The sequence below is a fragment of the Reyranella sp. genome (assembly GCF_050185545.1).
Classification (GTDB): domain Bacteria; phylum Pseudomonadota; class Alphaproteobacteria; order Reyranellales; family Reyranellaceae; genus Reyranella.
In genome coordinates, this window is the sequence record NZ_JBFWZI010000050.1 from 28486 (window position 1) to 44744 (window position 16259).

19 protein-coding genes are annotated in these 16259 nt (G+C 67.6%); 9 read left to right on the plus strand and 10 right to left on the minus strand.

Annotated elements, in window-relative coordinates; genetic code table 11:
* The first annotated feature begins 27 nt into the window (after nt 1–27).
* Nucleotides 28–324 carry a hypothetical protein gene (locus tag AB7O82_RS16005; protein ID WP_428540622.1) on the plus strand — a complete coding sequence of 99 codons (297 nt, stop codon included), beginning with the start codon at nt 28–30 and terminating at the stop codon, nt 322–324.
* On the opposite strand, the gene AB7O82_RS16010 is transcribed toward AB7O82_RS16005, so the two are convergent.
* Nucleotides 286–2007, minus strand: coding sequence for an N-acyl-D-amino-acid deacylase family protein (locus tag AB7O82_RS16010; protein ID WP_428619759.1), 1722 nt, complete (start codon nt 2005–2007; stop codon nt 286–288). The two genes, AB7O82_RS16005 and AB7O82_RS16010, sit on opposite strands and share 39 nt — an antisense overlap.
* 138 nt (nt 2008–2145) lie before the next feature.
* Here AB7O82_RS16010 and AB7O82_RS16015 point away from each other — a divergent pair, with 138 nt between their 5' ends.
* Both AB7O82_RS16015 and AB7O82_RS16020 read left to right on the plus strand, forming a co-directional pair.
* Nucleotides 2146–2403 (plus strand): AbrB/MazE/SpoVT family DNA-binding domain-containing protein, encoded by a 258-nt coding sequence (locus AB7O82_RS16015; protein ID WP_428540616.1) that lies wholly within the window; start codon nt 2146–2148, stop codon nt 2401–2403.
* On the plus strand, nt 2400–2795 hold the full coding sequence (locus tag AB7O82_RS16020) for a PIN domain-containing protein (RefSeq protein WP_428540613.1): 396 nt from the start codon (nt 2400–2402) through the stop codon (nt 2793–2795). The genes AB7O82_RS16015 and AB7O82_RS16020 overlap by 4 nt, the downstream gene beginning before the upstream one ends.
* Before the next feature lie 78 nt (nt 2796–2873).
* On the opposite strand, the gene AB7O82_RS16025 is transcribed toward AB7O82_RS16020, so the two are convergent.
* Nucleotides 2874–3485, minus strand: coding sequence for a LysE family translocator (locus AB7O82_RS16025; protein WP_428540610.1), 612 nt, complete (start codon nt 3483–3485; stop codon nt 2874–2876).
* A gap of 29 nt (nt 3486–3514) precedes the next feature.
* On the opposite strand from AB7O82_RS16025, the gene AB7O82_RS16030 reads away from it, so the two are divergent.
* Nucleotides 3515–4096 (plus strand): orotate phosphoribosyltransferase, encoded by a 582-nt coding sequence (locus AB7O82_RS16030; RefSeq protein WP_428540607.1) that lies wholly within the window; start codon nt 3515–3517, stop codon nt 4094–4096.
* Here AB7O82_RS16030 and gatA read toward each other — a convergent pair.
* From gatA to AB7O82_RS16045, 3 genes are all read right to left on the minus strand, one after another.
* Complete coding sequence (gene gatA / locus AB7O82_RS16035; RefSeq protein WP_428619760.1) at nt 4071–5543, minus strand: Asp-tRNA(Asn)/Glu-tRNA(Gln) amidotransferase subunit GatA; 1473 nt, start codon at nt 5541–5543, stop codon at nt 4071–4073. The genes AB7O82_RS16030 and gatA overlap by 26 nt on opposite strands.
* Before the next feature lie 3 nt (nt 5544–5546).
* Nucleotides 5547–5864 (minus strand): Asp-tRNA(Asn)/Glu-tRNA(Gln) amidotransferase subunit GatC, encoded by a 318-nt coding sequence (gene gatC / locus AB7O82_RS16040; protein ID WP_428551419.1) that lies wholly within the window; start codon nt 5862–5864, stop codon nt 5547–5549.
* A gap of 286 nt (nt 5865–6150) precedes the next feature.
* Entirely contained in the window at nt 6151–8670 is a 2520-nt protein-coding gene (locus AB7O82_RS16045) for a cation:proton antiporter (protein ID WP_428551417.1), read from the minus strand.
* Between the two features lie 136 nt (nt 8671–8806).
* On the opposite strand from AB7O82_RS16045, the gene ruvX reads away from it, so the two are divergent.
* Nucleotides 8807–9292: a Holliday junction resolvase RuvX gene (gene ruvX / locus AB7O82_RS16050; RefSeq protein WP_428551414.1), complete on the plus strand. Its 486-nt coding sequence runs from the start codon at nt 8807–8809 to the stop codon at nt 9290–9292.
* Nucleotides 9293–9519: 227 nt separating this feature from the next.
* Here ruvX and AB7O82_RS16055 read toward each other — a convergent pair whose 3' ends face one another.
* From AB7O82_RS16055 to AB7O82_RS16070, 4 genes are read right to left on the minus strand one after another with little or no spacing between them, the layout of a single operon-like run.
* Entirely contained in the window at nt 9520–10701 is a 1182-nt protein-coding gene (locus tag AB7O82_RS16055) for a cytochrome-c peroxidase (RefSeq protein WP_428551412.1), read from the minus strand.
* Nucleotides 10698–11114: a hypothetical protein gene (locus tag AB7O82_RS16060; RefSeq protein ID WP_428551409.1), complete on the minus strand. Its 417-nt coding sequence runs from the start codon at nt 11112–11114 to the stop codon at nt 10698–10700. Before AB7O82_RS16060 ends, AB7O82_RS16055 begins: the two co-directional genes overlap by 4 nt.
* Nucleotides 11111–11938 (minus strand): amidohydrolase family protein, encoded by an 828-nt coding sequence (locus tag AB7O82_RS16065; RefSeq protein ID WP_428551407.1) that lies wholly within the window; start codon nt 11936–11938, stop codon nt 11111–11113. The genes AB7O82_RS16060 and AB7O82_RS16065 overlap by 4 nt, the downstream gene beginning before the upstream one ends.
* A complete protein-coding gene (locus tag AB7O82_RS16070; RefSeq protein WP_428551405.1) occupies nt 11938–12570 on the minus strand; it encodes a TIGR02466 family protein in 633 nt (210 codons plus the stop codon). The genes AB7O82_RS16065 and AB7O82_RS16070 overlap by 1 nt, the downstream gene beginning before the upstream one ends.
* A gap of 44 nt (nt 12571–12614) precedes the next feature.
* On the opposite strand from AB7O82_RS16070, the gene AB7O82_RS16075 reads away from it, so the two are divergent.
* From AB7O82_RS16075 to AB7O82_RS16090, 4 genes are all read left to right on the plus strand, one after another.
* Nucleotides 12615–13514, plus strand: a complete 900-nt coding sequence (locus tag AB7O82_RS16075; protein WP_428551403.1) for a phytanoyl-CoA dioxygenase family protein — start codon at nt 12615–12617, stop codon at nt 13512–13514.
* Nucleotides 13498–14073, plus strand: coding sequence for a YceI family protein (locus tag AB7O82_RS16080; protein WP_428551400.1), 576 nt, complete (start codon nt 13498–13500; stop codon nt 14071–14073). The genes AB7O82_RS16075 and AB7O82_RS16080 overlap by 17 nt, the downstream gene beginning before the upstream one ends.
* Nucleotides 14074–14351: 278 nt before the next feature.
* A complete protein-coding gene (locus AB7O82_RS16085) occupies nt 14352–14900 on the plus strand; it encodes a cytochrome b (protein ID WP_428551398.1) in 549 nt (182 codons plus the stop codon).
* Nucleotides 14900–15481, plus strand: a complete 582-nt coding sequence (locus tag AB7O82_RS16090) for a YceI family protein (RefSeq protein ID WP_428551395.1) — start codon at nt 14900–14902, stop codon at nt 15479–15481. Before AB7O82_RS16085 ends, AB7O82_RS16090 begins: the two co-directional genes overlap by 1 nt.
* A gap of 190 nt (nt 15482–15671) precedes the next feature.
* On the opposite strand, the gene AB7O82_RS16095 is transcribed toward AB7O82_RS16090, so the two are convergent.
* On the minus strand, nt 15672–16259 hold a 588-nt coding region (locus AB7O82_RS16095; RefSeq protein WP_428619761.1), incomplete at its 5' end, for a hypothetical protein.

Genomic DNA, 16259 nt, shown 5'->3' on the forward strand with positions numbered 1-16259 from the left:
TACGAAGAGCGGGAGGGATGTTCGCGGTTGGCGATAGCATCACGGCGCGAGATCGTCTCGCTCGCCCAGCTCCTGCTGGTCGCTGCCCACGAGACGACGGTCAATCTGATCGGCAACGGCGCGCTGGCGCTGCTGCATGCGCCGGGCCACCTCGCGCTGCTGCGCCGGAGGCCCAAGCTGATCGGGCCGGCGGCCGAGCGTACCGCGCGGGCGAGAGAGCCGAGGGGACGCCCGGCGTTTACCTTGCGTGGGCTGGAGTCCTTGCCGATTGCACTGACCGAGGCGTCAGAGAGCCTGCGGTCCGCGCACCAGCCTGCCGGGTAGCGCGCCGGTCGCCTCGCCGTCGCGATAGGTGACGGCGCCCGACACGATGGTGGCTCGATAGCCCCGCGCCTTCTGCAGCAGGCGCTTGCCGCCGGCCGGCAGGTCCCACTTCATGACGGGGGCCTCGACCCTGAGCTTGTCGAAGTTGATGACGTTGAGGTCGGCCTTGTAGCCCGGCGCCACCCTGCCGCGGTCGGCGAGGCCCACGGCGCGCGCATTGTCGAGGGTCTGCCGCCTGACCAGCCACGATACGTCGAGCCTGCCGGTCGCGCGATCGCGGCCCCAGTGGGCGAGCAGCGAGGTCGGGAAGGAACCATCGGAGATGATGCCGACATGCGCCCCGCCGTCGCCCAGCCCGATCAGCGTGTGCGGGCTTTGCATCATCTCGCTGCAGCAATCGAGATTGTAGGCGGCGAAGTTGGCAAACGGGGCGAAGATGAAGTTCCTGCCCTCGCCTTCGATCAGGTAGTCGTAGACGACCTCGCGCGGATCTCGTCCTTCGCGCCGAGCGCGCGCACCCAGCGAGCTTTCCTCAGCCGGCTCGTAGTCCGGCGGATCGCCGAGCGGGAACATGCGGTCGTAGTCGGCGAGCCGCGCCGCCATCTCTGAGCGCAATGGCTCGTGGGCCTCCTTCAGCAGCTGTGCGCGGAAGGCGGAATCGCGCATGATCGCCAGGCGCTCGGCGACGCTCTTGTTCGCGATCGCCTTGTACGAGCGGCACATCGAGAACGGAATGCGGCTCGCCTGCAGGCCCTGCAGGACGCCGATCGGCCGCGGCGCCACCTGCGCCTTGGCGGCATGCCCCTTGGCCGCCAGCCCCTCGACCAGGCCGAGCAGCCGGCGCCAGCTATCGGGCTTGGAATGGCGCTGCGCCAGCGAAACCGAGAACGGCCGGCCCGACGCGGTGAGCAGGCGGTCGATCATCTCGAACTCGCTCTCCGGGTCGGGCGTATTGAAGTCTGAGATGAACTCGATCACGCCGGCACCCGCCTCCTTCATGCCGAGCGCGATGCCCAGAAGCTCGGCCTCGGAGGCCCGCAACGACGGCGTCGGATCACCTTTGACCGTGCGATGGTTGAGCGTACGTGAGGTCGAGAAGCCGAGCGCGCCGGCGCGCATCGCCTCGCCGGCAAGCCTGCGCATCTGCGCCACTTCCTCCGGCGTCGCCTCCTCGAGCCGGGCGGCGCGCTCGCCCATGACGAACACGCGCAGCGCGCCATGCGGCAGCTGGGCACCGAGATCCATGTCGCGCGGCCGGGCCTCGAGGGCGTCGAGATACTGGCCGAACGATTCCCACGACCAGGCGAGCCCCTCGTCGAGCGCGGCGCCGGGAATGTCCTCGACGCCTTCCATCAACTCGATCAGGCGCTGGCGGTCCTCGACCTTCACCGGCGCGAAGCCGACGCCGCAATTGCCCATCACGGCAGTGGTGACGCCATGCCAGCTCGACGGCTGCAGCCGCGAGTCCCACGTCGCCTGGCCGTCATAGTGGGTATGGATGTCGACGAAGCCCGGCGTGACCAGCAGGCCCCTGGCGTCGATCTCCTCGGCACCGCGGCCGGTCACCGAGCCGACTGCGGCAATCTTGCCGCCTTTCACCGCGACATCCGCCTGGTGCAAGGGTGCCCCGGTGCCGTCCGCCAAGCTGCCGCCTCGCACCACCAGATCGAATTCCGCCGCCATGGTCGCTTCTCCCGAGCTAGCCTGGCTGGAGTGTACCTCGGCGCCCCCTTCCCGGCACCTGTCGAGCCGCATCGCGGATTGGTGATTGCCCATTTGCAGGCGTAGGTATTACATTTTCGGATATGTAATGAGGGCGCCATGCAATCGGCCATCACGATCAAAGGTCAGGCCACCATCCCGAAGCCGATCCGCGATCATCTCGGGCTAAAGCCCGGAGACAAGGTCAAGTTCTTCATCCACCCGGACGGCAGCGTCGTCCTGCTGCCCATGCGTCCCATCTCGGGCTTGCGCGGAGTAATCAAGGACCCGCGACGCAAGCCGGTGACCATCGAGGAGATGCGTGAAGCGGTCCTGGCGGGCGCGGGCGAGCGATTCCGGCGAAGCAAACGACAATGATCGGTCTCGATACGAACATCCTCGTCCGTTACTTCGCCCAAGACGACCCATTCCAGTCGCCGCGTGCCACCGCACTGATCGAGAGCCATCTCGACGAGGATGATCCAGGCTTTGTCAGCATTGTCGCCCTGGTCGAGATGGTGTGGGTGCTCGAGCGGTCGTATGGCCTTGCCGAGCAGGAGATTGCAGCAATCATAGAGCGTCTTCTGCAAGCTCCGGTCCTTGTCATCGAGAACGAGGTCGAAGTCTTCACCGCTTTGGCGGCGCTCAAGAAAGGACGTGGCGACTTCGCCGACATCGTTCTCGGCGAGCTGGGGCACAGGGCAGGCTGCTCAGTGACTTTCACGTTCGACCGCAAAGCGTCGCGTCTTCCCCGCTTTGCCCTTGCCTGACGCACGGCGTGGCATGCCCCGCTGCGAGGGGACGGCCACGCCATCATCGCCAACCCAACAGGGTGAGATCAAGCGTGATCAGCGCCGGGAGAAGGCCAGCCACACCCCGCCGCCGATCAGGAAGCCGCCGCTCACGCGTGACAGCAGGCGCACCCGCCTGGCGGAGAGGGCGCGCCCGGCGTGGCCGGCAGCCAGGGCATAGACGCTGTCGGAGATCGCCGCGACCAGCATTGCCGTCAAGCCCATGATCAAGATCTGCAGGCCGTGGTCGCGCGTCGGATCGATGAATTGCGGGAAGAAGGCGCCGAAGAAGATCAGGGTCTTGGGATTGCTGAGCGCCACCAGGACGCCTTGCACGAGAAAGCCGCCGCGCGGCGGCGCCGGCGCACCGGTCGCGTCGTCTCCGCCGCTGACCCGGATCATCTTCAAGCCGAGCCAGACCAGGTACGCCGCACCGGCCAAGCGCAACCAGTCGAACCAGTGGCCGGCCGCCTCCATCAGGGACGTCAGGCCGAGCCCGACCACCCCGATCATGAGGGCGAGCCCGACCTGGGTGCCCAGCACGTTGAGCAGGCCGGCACGCGAACCGTGCCGAATGCTGTTGGCCAGGATCAAGGTGACCGTGGGGCCAGGCACGAGCACGACGATCAGGCAGGCGACGAGGTAAGCGGCGTATAGTTCCAGCGACATGGACGCAGCATTCCAAGGTTCGCGATCGCATGGAAGAGAAGTTTCTGAGGCTGCTCTCCGCCCGGCGCGGACATTTCGTCCTCGAGTCGGGCCATCACGGCAACCTGTGGCTGGATCTCGACTCGCTGTTCCTGCGACCCGCCGCCCTGCTCCCCTTTGTTCGCGAGTTGGCGCGGCGCCTGGCGCCCCATCGCGTCGACGCGATCGTCGGTCCGTTGGTCGGCGGCGCGTTCGTGGCACACGCGGTCGCCGCCGAGCTCGACGTCCGCTTTGCCTTTGCCGAACGACACGCGGATACCAGAGATGTGACCTACGCCGTCCCCTCTGGTGTTCGTCCTCACCTGCAGAATCGGACCGTCGCCATCGTCGATGACGTCGTCAATGCCGGCTCGGCAACGCGCTCGACCTGCGCCGCGCTCAGCGCCCTGGGGGCGCGGCCGGTTGCGGTGGGTGCCTTGCTGATCCTGGGCGAGACGGCGCTGCCCGCCTTCGCGGCGAGCCGGCTCGCCGTCGAATGTGTCGCCCGCATGCCCAACGAATTGTGGCAACCCACCGCTTGTCCGATGTGCGCGGCGGGCGTGGCGATCAATAACCCGCCGGCCTCGCCTTGAAGGCAGCCGCCTTCTCGAGCGCCGCCGCCGCGCGCAGCATCGTCTCCTCGTCGAAGGCGCGTCCGATGATCTGCAGGCCGAGCGGCAGGCCGTCCTTGTCGAGGCCGGCCGGCACCGAGATGCCGGGGAGACCGGCCATCGAGGCGGGGATGGTGAACATGTCATTGAGATACATGGTCACCGGATCGTCCATCTTGTCGCCCGCGGCGAAAGCCGCAGTCGGCGCCGTCGGCGTCAGCAGCACGTCGCACCGGGTGAAAGCCTCCTTGAAGTCGCGGGCGATCAGGGCGCGCACCTGCTGCGCCTTGCGGTAGTAAGCGTCGTAGTAGCCGGCCGACAGCACGTAGGTGCCGATCAAAATGCGCCGCCGCGTCTCCTTGCCAAAGCCCGCGCCGCGCGTGTTCTCATACATCTCGATCAGGTCCTTGCCCGGGACCCTGAGGCCGAAGCGCACGCCATCGTAGCGCGCCAGGTTGGACGAGCACTCGGCCGGCGCCACGATGTAATAGGCCGGCAACGCATACTTGGTGTGCGGCAGGGAGACCTCGACCGGCACGGCGCCGGCCGCCTTGAGCATCTCCATGCCATTATCCCACAACGCCATGATCTCGGGCGAGGTACCCTCGACGCGGTACTCCCTGGGAATGCCGACCTTGAGCCCGCGGATGTCCGGGTTGCGGGCCGCCGCGACGAAGTCCGGCACGGCGAGCGGTGCCGAGGTCGAGTCCTTGGGATCGTGTCCTGCCATGCCTCGCAGCAGGAGCGCGCTGTCCTCGACGGTGCGCGTAAGCGGGCCGGGCTGGTCGAGCGAGCTCGAGAAGGCGACGACGCCCCAGCGCGAGCAGCGCCCGTAGGTCGGCTTCAGCCCGACGATGCCACAGAACGCGGCCGGCTGGCGGATCGAGCCGCCCGTATCGGTGCCGGTGCTGCCGGGCACCATGTAGGCCGCGACCGCGGCCGCCGAGCCGCCCGACGAGCCGCCCGGCACCAGCTTGCGGTTGTCGCCGCGGCGCTTCCACGGGTTCTCGACGCCGCCGAAGTAGCTTGTCATGTTCGACGAGCCCATGGCGAACTCGTCGAGATTGGTCTTGCCGACAATGACGGCGCCGGCCTTCCACAGGTTGGCCGTCACCGTGCTCTCGTACTGCGGGACGAACCCTTCGAGGATGTGCGAAGCCGCCGTCGTCTGCACGCCCTCGGTGCAGAACAGGTCCTTGATCGCGAGCGGCACGCCCTCGAGCAGGCCGGCCTCTCCCTTCGCCCGGCGGGCGTCCGAGGCCTTGGCCATCTCGCGCGCCCGGTCGGGCGTCTCGGTGATGAACGCGTTGAGGGCGCGATGCTCGTCGAGCTTCCCGAGGTGCGCCTCGGCGACCTCGAGCGCGCTCGCCTCCTTGCGGGCCAGCGTCGCCACCAGCTCGGTGAGCGTGAGATCGGTCAGAGCCGCCATCGCCTACTCCACGACTTTCGGCACGGTGAAGAAGCCGCCGGCGTTCTTGTCGGACGGATCGACATAGACGGCGCCGCCTGGCGCATTGGCCAGCACCCGGGCCGCGATCCCGCCGTCGGTCACCTTGTCCTCGCGCATCGGCAGGGTCACATCGGACACCGAGGCCAAGGGCGCGACGTTGCTGGTGTCGACCTCGTTCAGCTGCTCGATCCAGGCAAGAATCCCCGACAGCTCGCCAGCCAGCGGCGCCAGCTCCTCCTCGGGCACCTTCAGGCGGGCGAGCCGCGCGATGCGCGCCACCGTATCCTTGTCGAGCGACATGGCTCTATGCTCCAACTCCTTTGAACGGCGCGGTTGGTAGCCGGTTTGCCGGCCCCTGTCATCCGGGGCATGACCCGCCTCCCCGTCATCGGGGGAGGTGCCCCCGAAGGGGGCGGAGGGGGAAGGCCTCAGACGAGGACCATGAGATTCCGACGTCGGAATCAAAGACATCTCGAGTGGGGCTTTCCCCCTCCGCCCCGTATGACGGGGCACCTCCCCGGCTACGGGGGAGGGATTCGAGATGTGTCCACTCCGTAGCTGCAAAGCTGGGGAGGACACAAGACCGTCACGACGCCGCCTTCCCTTCGTTCTCGGCGACCCGCCGGGCGGCCACGGTCTCAATCTCGGAGCGGACCGACGGGCGCTTGTCGAGCAGCGCCCGGAAGTCCTTGCGATAGAGCACGAGCAGATGGCAGTAGCCGTCGGCGATGACGTCGGCGCTGCGCGGGCGGTCGCTGACCAGGCCCATCTCGCCGACGAAATCGCCCTCCTTCAGCGTCACCTCGAAGCCCGCGCCTTTCACCGTCACCTCGCCGGCGGCGATGAAGTACATGGAATCGGAGGGCCCGCCGATACGGATGAACTTCTCGCCGGGCAGGGCCACGACGGCACGCAGGCGCTTGCTCACCTCGACCACCGCGTCATGGTCGAGCGAGGCGAAGATCGGCACCCGCTCGATCATCTTCGCGAGCTCGAGGCCGAGATCGAGCGGCGGACGGTCGGCGATGGCGCTGCGTCGCTCGCCGAGCTGGTGAATGAGATCGTCGTAGACCTCACGGCCGATGATGCCCTCGCGCAGGCGCCGGGCATATTCCACCGCTTCGAAGCGGATGGCGGCGCGCTCGAGCTGGCGGGCCGAGATCGACTCGGCATAGCCCGAGTATTGCAGCGACAGCGCCCTCAGGGCGCTGTCGACCGCCTGCTGGCGCCCCTCGATGACCGAGGCGAGCTCGGCCTCGGCATCGGCGCCGAGCAAGTCCGCGATCGACTCGGTGTTGAAGGCGGCAAGCTCGGCCAGGACGCTTTGCGAGACCATGAGGATCTCGAAGCGGTCGGCAAGACGCTCCGTCAACATCTTCTGCCAACCGAGCCGACGATGCAGCCACAGGGCGACACGGAAGCCGCGGTCGGGCCGCGAGATCTGGAGCAGCCATTTCTCGTAACCAGCGACGCCATTGTCGCGCACGGCGTCGATCAGCCGGTCGGCCCGGGCGGCCAGCACGGCCACCATGCGCCGCGACAGGGTCTGTTGCTCGAACAGGTCGAGGTAGAGTTCCTTCTCGCGCGTGCACAGGGTGATCAGGCCGACCTTGACCCGCTCGGCGAGATCGAGCGCAAGATCGGGCGGCACCGCCTCGATCTCCTCGCCGCCCGCCGAGCTGGGATCGACATCGATGCCTTCGACGCGGGCATTGTGCTGCCGAATGATCTGCCGCAGACGGCGATCGACATTGGCGCGCGACAGGGCGAGGACGCGATCGCGCAGAGCGAGCTCGAGACGGCTCAGCTTGTCGAGGCCGAGCAGATGCATCCCCAGGCCCAGCGTCGGGGCGTTCACGAACAAGGTGAACAGCACGAACAGGACAGCCAGCAGCGCCACGAACTCGCGGGTGCTCTCGGGCAGGGCGTCGTTGCCGAAAACCACCATGGCGAGAACGATGGTGACGGCGCCGCGCAGGCCGCCCCACACGAGGATCGTCTTGTAGCGGACGTTGACCGGCTGGACGAGGCGCACCTTCTCCAGCGCCGGCAGCATGACGAAGACCACCAGGGCACGGGCCACGAAGGCGCCGATTGCCACGGCAACGACCCCCCAGGCATCCAGCCAGCTCATGCTCATGAGAACATTGGCTGCGACCATCGAGGCAAGCACGAAGATCAGGCAGTTGGCCCAGAATTCGAGCTGCGCCCAGGTCTTGCGCAGGGTCGCCCATTGCTGCGGATGAAGATGGGTCGGCCCGTAGGCCGCCACCGTGAGGGCCGCCATGACCACCGAAACCACGCCCGAGATGTGGAGGTAGCTGTCGGCCAGGATGAAGCTCAGGTAGCTCAGGCTGACGGTCACCGAGGCGATGGCGGCATCTGAATCGCCCAGCCGCGGCAGCATCAGCATGGCGCCCCGCGCCATGAGGAACCCGAACAGCAGCCCGCCCACGAACTCGCGCAGGAAGGTGCCGATCGCTCCCGTCGGATCAGCCGCGATGCCCGCCGAGACCGGGCCCGGCGATGCCTGGCTGACAAGGATGCTCGTGAACAGGCCGAAAGCCGCGATTGCCACGGCATCGTTCAGAAGGGACTCGCCCTCCGCCAGGATCGACAGGCGCTTGGGCGCCCCGACGTCGCGGAAGATGCCGATGACGGCCGCCGGATCGGTGGTCGAGACCACCGCCCCCAGGAGCAGGCAGACGACGAAGTCCATGCCGGTCGCCAGGCGCACCACGCCCGCCACGCAGGCGATGCAGACCAGCACGGCGACGACGGCAAGCAGGAGGACGGCCGAGACCTCGTCGAACAGGCGGCGGACGTCGATCGTCAGGCCAGCCGTGAACAGCAAGGGAGGCAGGAACAGAGGCAGGAAAACGTCCGTGCCCACCTCGAGCTTGTCGAGCCCGACGAAGGCATCGCCCAGCGCCCCCAGCTTGACGTTGGCGGAAACCAGCCAGGCACCGAAAAATCCCAGGCTCATGCCGGCAATTGCCAGCAGAACCGTGTGTGGCAGGCGAAAGCGCTCGGCCATCGGCACCAGCAGGCTCACCACCGTCAGCACCATCGCGATTGCCAGCACTGCATAGATCGTATCGGTCACCTGACGAAACTGCTCCTGTTGGGACGTCGGACGGTCCGGTTATAGCCTCGACTTCGCATCGGTTCGACGGCGGAAAAGATGTACCGCCCTGCACCGCGGAGTTCCCTCACCGAGGATGCGAGCGCTAGGGTGCCTCATGGCAGTCGTCGAACTTGTACAACTCATGACCCTTGCTGGCACCGGCCGGCTGATGGCGCTCGATGTCGGCAGCAAGACGATCGGTATCGCCCTGTCCGACGTCCTGCGCATGCTCGCCACGCCGCTCAGGACGCTGAAGCGAGGCAAGCTCGCCGCCGATCTCGCCGAGTTGGACGCGCTCGTTTGCAAGGAGGGGGTCACGGCGCTGATCATCGGGCTGCCGCTCAACATGGACGGCACGGAGGGACCGCGCTGCCAATCGGTGCGACAGTTCGCGGTCAACATCGCCAATCACGGTCCGGCCGTCCTGGCCGGCCTGCCCATCGTGTTCCAGGACGAACGGCTCAGCACCGCCGCCGTGACGCGCGGCATGATCGACGACTACGACATGAGCCGCGCCAAGCGCGCCGAACGGGTCGACGCGGCAGCAGCGGCCTGGATCCTCGAATCGGCCCTGGCGCGCCTGCGCGGCTCGGGGGATTGAGGGCCTTCATGTTCCTCCCCCGTGATCGCAGGACATTGGCATCCGGAAAATCACCGTCATCCCGAGCAGAGCCGCCCGAAAGGTGGCGCAGTCGAGGGACCTTTCTTGATGGTGCAGCAAGAAGAAGGGTCCCTCCACTACGCCTCGCCGTGCTCGGCTCCGGTCGGGATGACGGATTTAGTGCAATCAGCGTAGGCCTTGCGACGATGTACGAGGATACAAAAGCCTCACCCGGCCCCGCATTCCACGGCCGGTGCGGCGCGCACCGGCGGCTCGGCTGCCAGCGAGCGCAGGAAGGCGACCAGGTCGGCCTGGTCGTCGGCCGACAGGCCAAGCGGACGGACGAGTGGCACGCCGTCGCTGTGCAGGCGGTCGGGGCTGACCTCGGAATAGTGGCGCACGACATCCTCGAGCGTCGCCAGCTGGCCGTTGTGCATGTAGGGGCCGTCGCTGCCGAGCTGACGCAGGCCGGGCACGCGGAACTCGCCGAAATTGGCATGCAGGCGCTGGACGTGACGGGTACGCAGCGTGCCGGCGGCTGACCTGTCGTCGTTGTACGGGCCCAGCCGGTTGAACGGGCTCGCCGTCAACTTCGCGAGGCCACCCAGGCGGCCGGGATCGACCTCGCCCGGCCGAACGAAGAACGGGATGCCGACATCGCCGAACTCGCCGTTGGTGAAGCGCGGGCCGAAGTGGCAGGCATTGCAGTTGCCGGCGCCGACGAAGATCTTCAGGCCGCGTTGCGCGGCGGCCGGATAGCGGGCGGCCGCCGCGAAATCGCCGGCCACCAGAGCATCGCGAAAATCATCGAACGACGTGCGCGGGCTGACCAGGGTCTCCTGAAACGCCGCCAACGCCTTGCCCGCATCGACCAGAAGCGCTTCGTCGTCATTGCCGGGCGCCGCGCCGAAGGCCCGGCGATAGAGGCAGCTCAGCGTTGGATCGCCGCGCAGCAGACCGGCGACGCTCCTTGTGCTGCCCGCCATCTCGCGCGGATCGAGAATAGGCCGCATCGATTGCGCCCACAGCGAATCGGCAGCCCCGTCCCAGCCGAACCAGTGGCCCTGGCCGACGTTCCACAGCGACGGCGTGCGGCGATCGAGCTCGGCCCGGCCGCGCGCGCGGGCGCGGCCGTCGCTCCAGTTGCGCGCCGCCTGGTGGCAGCTGGTGCAGCTCATGGTGCCGTCGCCAGACAGCCTGGCGTCGTTGAACAGGCGCTCGCCAAGCGCGACCGCCGCGGGAACGCCGGATACCCGGTTCGACGGATCGACCGTCGCCGGCGGCGGCCAAGGCCCGTGAGCACCGATCGCACGGAGCTCATCTTCCGACCACCGAGGCTGCGCCCGTCCCTCTGCGACCGCCCCCAGGACCAGCGCCACGACCAGCAGAATGGCGCGCCAGCGGTTCACTTGACGATGATCTCGTGGTTCAGCCGCTCGGTTTCCGAATCGGCGCGCACGTCGATATCGAGCTCCCAGCGGCCGGGCATGTGAAACACCAGGCCATCGGCACGGAAGCGACCTTTGCCGGCCGACACAATGGCCGGACGGTAGTTCATGCCGTGACGATGCTCGGGCATGTGCGCATCGACGGCGAGCAGCTCCGCCGGATTGTCCTTGCGCGTGCACACATTGAACAGCAGCGAGAAGGGCTGGCCGACCTCGATGCGCATCGGCTCGGGCCGGAAGGCAACCATCGTGCGATCCGAGTACACCACCCAGCCGGTGCCGCGGCCGAGATCGAGCGGGCAGTCAGCCGCGGCCGCCATCGGCCAGGCGGACAACGACCCCGCGAGTGCCAGGGCGGCGACCGCCCGCCTCACCGTCCCTGCCCGAACAACCGGTCGCCATTCTCATAGGCGATCTTGCGGGCAACGTCGGCCGGCAGATCGGCCAGCCACTGGCGCGACCACCGCGCATGCTCGATCACGTAGTGCCAGCGCTCCGGCGTGAAGGTGTCGGTGCCGAGCACGAAGCGGTCGGGAAACTCCAGGAACGCCTCGCGCCAGCCCGGGGCCACCTTGCCGTTGGACGCGTGCGAGGTAAGGAAGGCGAGATCGCACCACAGGGTCGAATAGCGGCGCAGCATCGCCCTCACCTTCTCCGGCCGCTCGAACCCGGAATGCGCCCACAACACCTTGGCGGCGGGATCCTGCTGAAAGTGGCGGTCGACCGCGTCGGCATCGGAATGCGAATGCAGATAGAGGCCGTGCTTCCTGGCGAGCTCCACGACCTTGCGCATGTTGGGCAGGTCGGCGTCGGCGCCGAAGATATGGAACTCGCCGATCGCCACGTAGCGGCGCCTGGCGAGCAGATCCTCGAGGAAGGGCATCAAGGTCGGATCCTTCGCCCATGTCGAGATCTGGCCGCGCGATCGGTAGGGTCTCAGCTCGGGAATGATGATCGCCGGCGCCACATCCTGCAGCATCCGCGTACCTTCGTTGTTGGAGCTCGAGACCATCGCGCGCCTGACGCCGGCCTTTTTCAGGATCTCGACCACCTGCCTGGGCGGCACCGCTTCCCAGGCGTCGTGGCTGTAGTGCATGTGGGCGTCGAAGATCGGCAGCTCCTGGTCGGCGCCAGCCGGGCCGATCCAACCAACGCAAGTGGCCACGGCCAGGCAGAGCAGATAGCGAGAGGGGCGCATCAGCGGCGGTCCTTTGCAGTCCAGGCGTAGTTGAAGCTAATCGAGATGCGCTCACCGGAGAAGCGTGCCGGCGGCACCTCGTGGCGCAACCAGCTCTCGAACAGCACGAGGTCGCCGGCCCGCGCCGCCACGCTGACGAAGGCGCGGAAGCGCTCCGGGGCGTCGGCGCGCCGCGGCGGCGTCGCCATGTGGCACGAGAGGCGCGGATCCTCGAACTTGAGGCTGCCGGCCCCCCTCGGCACCGCCACGTAGTAGGTGCCGCTGATAAAGGACGATGGATGGAGGTGCAGCGAATGAACGGTCCCCGCCCCCATCACGTTGGCCCAGCAGTCGGTCATGACGAGAGCGCGTCCCGCAAGGTCGTAGTGCAGCGCCCGGGCGAAAGCCCTGACGCGCGGATCGATGCGCCGGCGCAGGGTTGCGAACAGAGACGAGACGAGATGCAGGCGGTCGAGCGAGCCGTACGAGGTATAGCCGCCGAGATAGTGCCTCGCCGACCAGCGCTGGCCAGCCGGGTCGGACGCGGCGAGCGAGCGGCACTCGTCAGCCAGCGCCTGGTTGAACCGGTCAAGTTCGAAACCTGTGAGCTTTTCCTTGCCGACGAGTGTCGGGAACAGGGCACGGATCGCCATAGCGTGATTATCCGTGAAGCGGGGCCGCCGTGCTATGCTTCGGCATGCTTACCGACGGACAGATCGAAACCTATCGCCGCGACGGCTACCTGGTGATCCCCCGCCTTATCCGGGGCAGGGAGCTGGACGAGCTTCGTGCCCTCACGGATCGGATCGTCGCGGAGGCCCGCGGCATCGACAGGAGCGACGACCTCTACGACCTCGAGCCGAGCCATCGCGCCCAGTTGCCGCGCGTGCGGCGGCTGAAGCCCGCCCTGTTCAAACGCTACGAGTTCTTCCACCGGCTGGTCCGCGACCCGGCCATCACGTCGATCCTGGCGCAGCTGCTCGGACCGGCGATCCGCCAGCACGGCGGCAAGCTCAACATGAAGTCGGCGGGCTATGGCTCGCCGGTGGAATGGCACCAGGACTGGGCCTTCTATCCCCATACCAACGACGACGTCCTGGCGACCGGCATCTACCTGGACGACTGCGATCTCGACAACGGCCCACTGATGGTCCTGCCGGGCACCCATCACGGCCCGACGTTCGATCATCACGCGGACGGCCGCTTCTGCGGCGCCATGGATCCCGAGGCCTGCGGGCTCGACTTCACCAAAGCCGTGCCGCTCGTGGGACCGGCGGGCTCGATGACCATTCACCACGCCCGCCTGGTGCATGGTTCGGCCCTGAACCGGTCCAACCGCCAGCGCCGACTGCTGCTGCACGAATACACCGCGGCCGACGCCTGGCCGCTGATGGGCGTCGCCAATTTCGACGAGTTCAACGGCCGCATGGTGCTGGGCGAGCCCACCATCGAACCCAGGATGGTTCCGGCCCCGGTGCGCATGCCCCTGCCCGCCGCCGATCATCAGGGCTCGATCTACGAGAACCAGCGCGGCACCGGCCGGCGCTTCTTCGAATCTCCTGTCCAACAGGCGGTGCAGCATGAGCCCGTCGGCTAGAATCTTTGGCCTGCTCCTCGCGTTCGCGCTGGCGAGCCCCGCCGCGCATGCCGCCGATCAGCTCAAGATCGGCGAAGGCCGCGGCTCGATCGAGTTCGGCATTGGCGATTCGAAGATCTTCCGCACCACGGGCGGCTTCAGGCAGTGGCACGGCAAGGTCAATGTCGACGAGGCCGATGTCTCGCGCAGCAGCGTCGAGGTCGAGATCAATACCGGCAGCATCGAGATGCTGGACAGCCAGCAGACGGCAATGCTGAAGGACAGCGACTTCTTCGATGTCGCCAAGTTCCCCCGGATGACTTTCAAGTCGACCAGGGTCGAGCGCACCGGCGAGAATTCTCTGAAGGTCGAGGGGAACATCACGCTGCGCGGCATCACGCGGCCGATGACACTCGACGTCACGGTGAGCGATCGCCGGCGCAATGCCGCGCCGGGATCGCGCTACGCCCGTTTCCGCGGCTTCGGCACCATCAAGCGCTCCGAGTTCGGCATGACCAGGTTCGTCGACATGGTGGGCGACACCGTCGAGCTCGCCATTACCGCCGACGCCTGGCGCTGAGCGTGAGGCGGCGCCAATCTCATTCTCCTCCCCAGCGTCGTCGCTGGGGAGGTGCCCCGTCATACCGGGCGGAGGGGTCATGATCTCATTGCTGGGAGCGCGCCACTCCAGTGGCGCTCATGCGATGCGCGGTCGGCAAGAAGAGCGCCATCGGAATGGCGCGCTCCCAGCGAAGAAAGGCATGCCCCCTCCGTCGCCGTAAGACGGCGACACCTCCCCAGAGCTGGGGAGGACCATGGTCGTCCCGCCAACAGTCACACGAGCCCACTGCCCCGACCATGAACGGACGCGCCGAGCCGACCCATCACCCGGTTGCCAAGGCCCTGCACTGGATCAGCGCGCTCCTGGTCATCGGGTTGCTCGGAATCGGTCTCTGGATGACCGGGTTGCCGCTGGGCTTCACCAAGCTCTACGCGTACGCGTGGCACAAGTGGATTGGCCTCGTGGTGCTGGTGCTCACGGCCGCCCGCCTGTGGTGGCGCTGGCGCCATCGGCCGCCGCCATTGCCGGGCTCGGTTGCCGCATGGCAGGCGGCGCTGGCGCGCGTGGCGCACTGGGCCCTGCTGGGATTGCTCGTCGCCATGCCGGTGAGTGGCTGGCTGATGAGCTCCGCGGCGGGGGTCAGCGTCCACTGGTTCGGCTATCTTCCGCTGCCCGATCTGGTTCCGCGTGATCAGGACTTGTTCGAGACCCTCCGAACCACGCACCATGTCCTGGCACGTTGCCTGATCGCGCTCCTGGTGGTCCACGTCGCTGCCGTCGTGCACCATGATGTCGTGCGCCGACACGGCGTGTTCCGGCGGATGTGGCCCTTTGGAGTATCCTGATGCGCCGCTGCCTTGCGCTCGCTGCCCTGCTGTTCGCCACGCCAGCCCTCGCCGGGCCGCAAGACCCGTGGACGATCGACCTGCGCGCCAGCAAGCTCACCTTCACCGCCAGCCAGGTCGGCTCGCAAGTCAGCGGCCGCCTGCCGACCTGGACAGGCACCATCGTGCTCGATCCTTCCGCGCTCGCCACAGCGCGCATCGACATCAGGATCGAGATGCCGCCCGTCAGCACCAACAACCGCGACGTCGATTCCCTGATGAAAGGGCCGAACTTCCTCCACGTGCTGAAGTTTCGCGAAGCCCGCTTCACATCGACCCGAGTCACAGCCAGAGGCGGCGATCGCTACGAGGCACAGGGCAAGCTGACGATCCGCGACGTGACGCGCGACGTCGTGCTGCCCTTTTCCCTGGCCATTGTCGACGATCCGGCACAGCCCGGCCGAGTGCGCGCCACGGCGCGCGGACGCCTCGGTCTGAAGCGGCTCGATTTCGGCGTCGGCCGTAACGAATGGGCCAGCACCGGCCAAGTCTCCAACGAAGTGACCGTCGACCTAACGGTGGTCGCGAGCCGCCCTCGATGAGCGGGCGGCGGCTCCTGGCGGGCGCCGCCACGCCACCATGCTCGTGACGTCCCCGCCTAGGGTAAGCCCACAGGGACCGTACCCCCTGGCGCGGCGCCCAAGCCAGCGCGTCTGGACCTTCGATGCCTCCGGCACTCCTGCTCGCAGCGCCTGGCGAGGCACGGCCGTCAGGCGGGATTGATCGCGCCCCTCAAGGCCGCCCCGACCAGACCTGCAGGCGCCGCGCCAATTTCCAGCCGACCACCGCCGACAGGACGTGGAAGACAGGCCCGCCGCCGGGCCGTATCTCGACAGGATCGAGCGCCTCGGCCCTGCGCAGGGCCTTCAGCGCAACGCCGCGGTCGTAGGGGTAGCAAGAGTGGGCGAGATGCTGCCAGGCCTTGGCGAAGCCCTTCCGCATGCGGGGGCTGTTCTCGACGGCGAGGGTGTTCCGCTGGCACAGATCGATCACCATGGCCTGGCTGCGGAAATGCTTGCGGCTCGATGCGCCTCCGATACCGGACCGATAGTAGGTGCGTGCCCCGGGACAAAAGAGCACTCGCCGGGCTGCCAGCACGGCGCGTGTGAAGTATTCCGCGTCCTCGCCGGGAGCGGTGCTGACCGCCTCATTCCACGGTCCCGTCCGGTCGGTGATGCCGCGCGGTATCAGCCACAGGGCCGGGTACATCATGCCGATGCCGTCCTCCCGCGACAGCGCAAGCCAGTCCAGCGCATCGAGGTCGGTCCACGTCTTGTCCGGAACGAAGGTCGTCTCGCCGGCGTCGCTGTAGAATCGTCC

What these genes read in the sequence shown, in the direction of transcription:
- AB7O82_RS16085 (WP_428551398.1), top strand. Translation starts at nt 14,352, where the DNA reads ATGAACGGACGCGCCGAGCCGACCCATCACCCGGTTGCCAAGGCCCTG.
- gatA (WP_428619760.1), bottom strand. Translation starts at nt 5,543, where the DNA reads ATGGCGGCTCTGACCGATCTCACGCTCACCGAGCTGGTGGCGACGCTG.
- AB7O82_RS16065 (WP_428551407.1), bottom strand. Translation starts at nt 11,938, where the DNA reads ATGCGCCCCTCTCGCTATCTGCTCTGCCTGGCCGTGGCCACTTGCGTT.
- AB7O82_RS16080 (WP_428551400.1), top strand. Translation starts at nt 13,498, where the DNA reads ATGAGCCCGTCGGCTAGAATCTTTGGCCTGCTCCTCGCGTTCGCGCTG.
- AB7O82_RS16025 (WP_428540610.1), bottom strand. Translation starts at nt 3,485, where the DNA reads ATGTCGCTGGAACTATACGCCGCTTACCTCGTCGCCTGCCTGATCGTC.
- AB7O82_RS16020 (WP_428540613.1), top strand. Translation starts at nt 2,400, where the DNA reads ATGATCGGTCTCGATACGAACATCCTCGTCCGTTACTTCGCCCAAGAC.
- AB7O82_RS16070 (WP_428551405.1), bottom strand. Translation starts at nt 12,570, where the DNA reads ATGGCGATCCGTGCCCTGTTCCCGACACTCGTCGGCAAGGAAAAGCTC.
- AB7O82_RS16075 (WP_428551403.1), top strand. Translation starts at nt 12,615, where the DNA reads ATGCTTACCGACGGACAGATCGAAACCTATCGCCGCGACGGCTACCTG.
- AB7O82_RS16090 (WP_428551395.1), top strand. Translation starts at nt 14,900, where the DNA reads ATGCGCCGCTGCCTTGCGCTCGCTGCCCTGCTGTTCGCCACGCCAGCC.
- ruvX (WP_428551414.1), top strand. Translation starts at nt 8,807, where the DNA reads ATGGCAGTCGTCGAACTTGTACAACTCATGACCCTTGCTGGCACCGGC.
- AB7O82_RS16010 (WP_428619759.1), bottom strand. Translation starts at nt 2,007, where the DNA reads ATGGCGGCGGAATTCGATCTGGTGGTGCGAGGCGGCAGCTTGGCGGAC.
- gatC (WP_428551419.1), bottom strand. Translation starts at nt 5,864, where the DNA reads ATGTCGCTCGACAAGGATACGGTGGCGCGCATCGCGCGGCTCGCCCGC.
- AB7O82_RS16015 (WP_428540616.1), top strand. Translation starts at nt 2,146, where the DNA reads ATGCAATCGGCCATCACGATCAAAGGTCAGGCCACCATCCCGAAGCCG.
- AB7O82_RS16030 (WP_428540607.1), top strand. Translation starts at nt 3,515, where the DNA reads ATGGAAGAGAAGTTTCTGAGGCTGCTCTCCGCCCGGCGCGGACATTTC.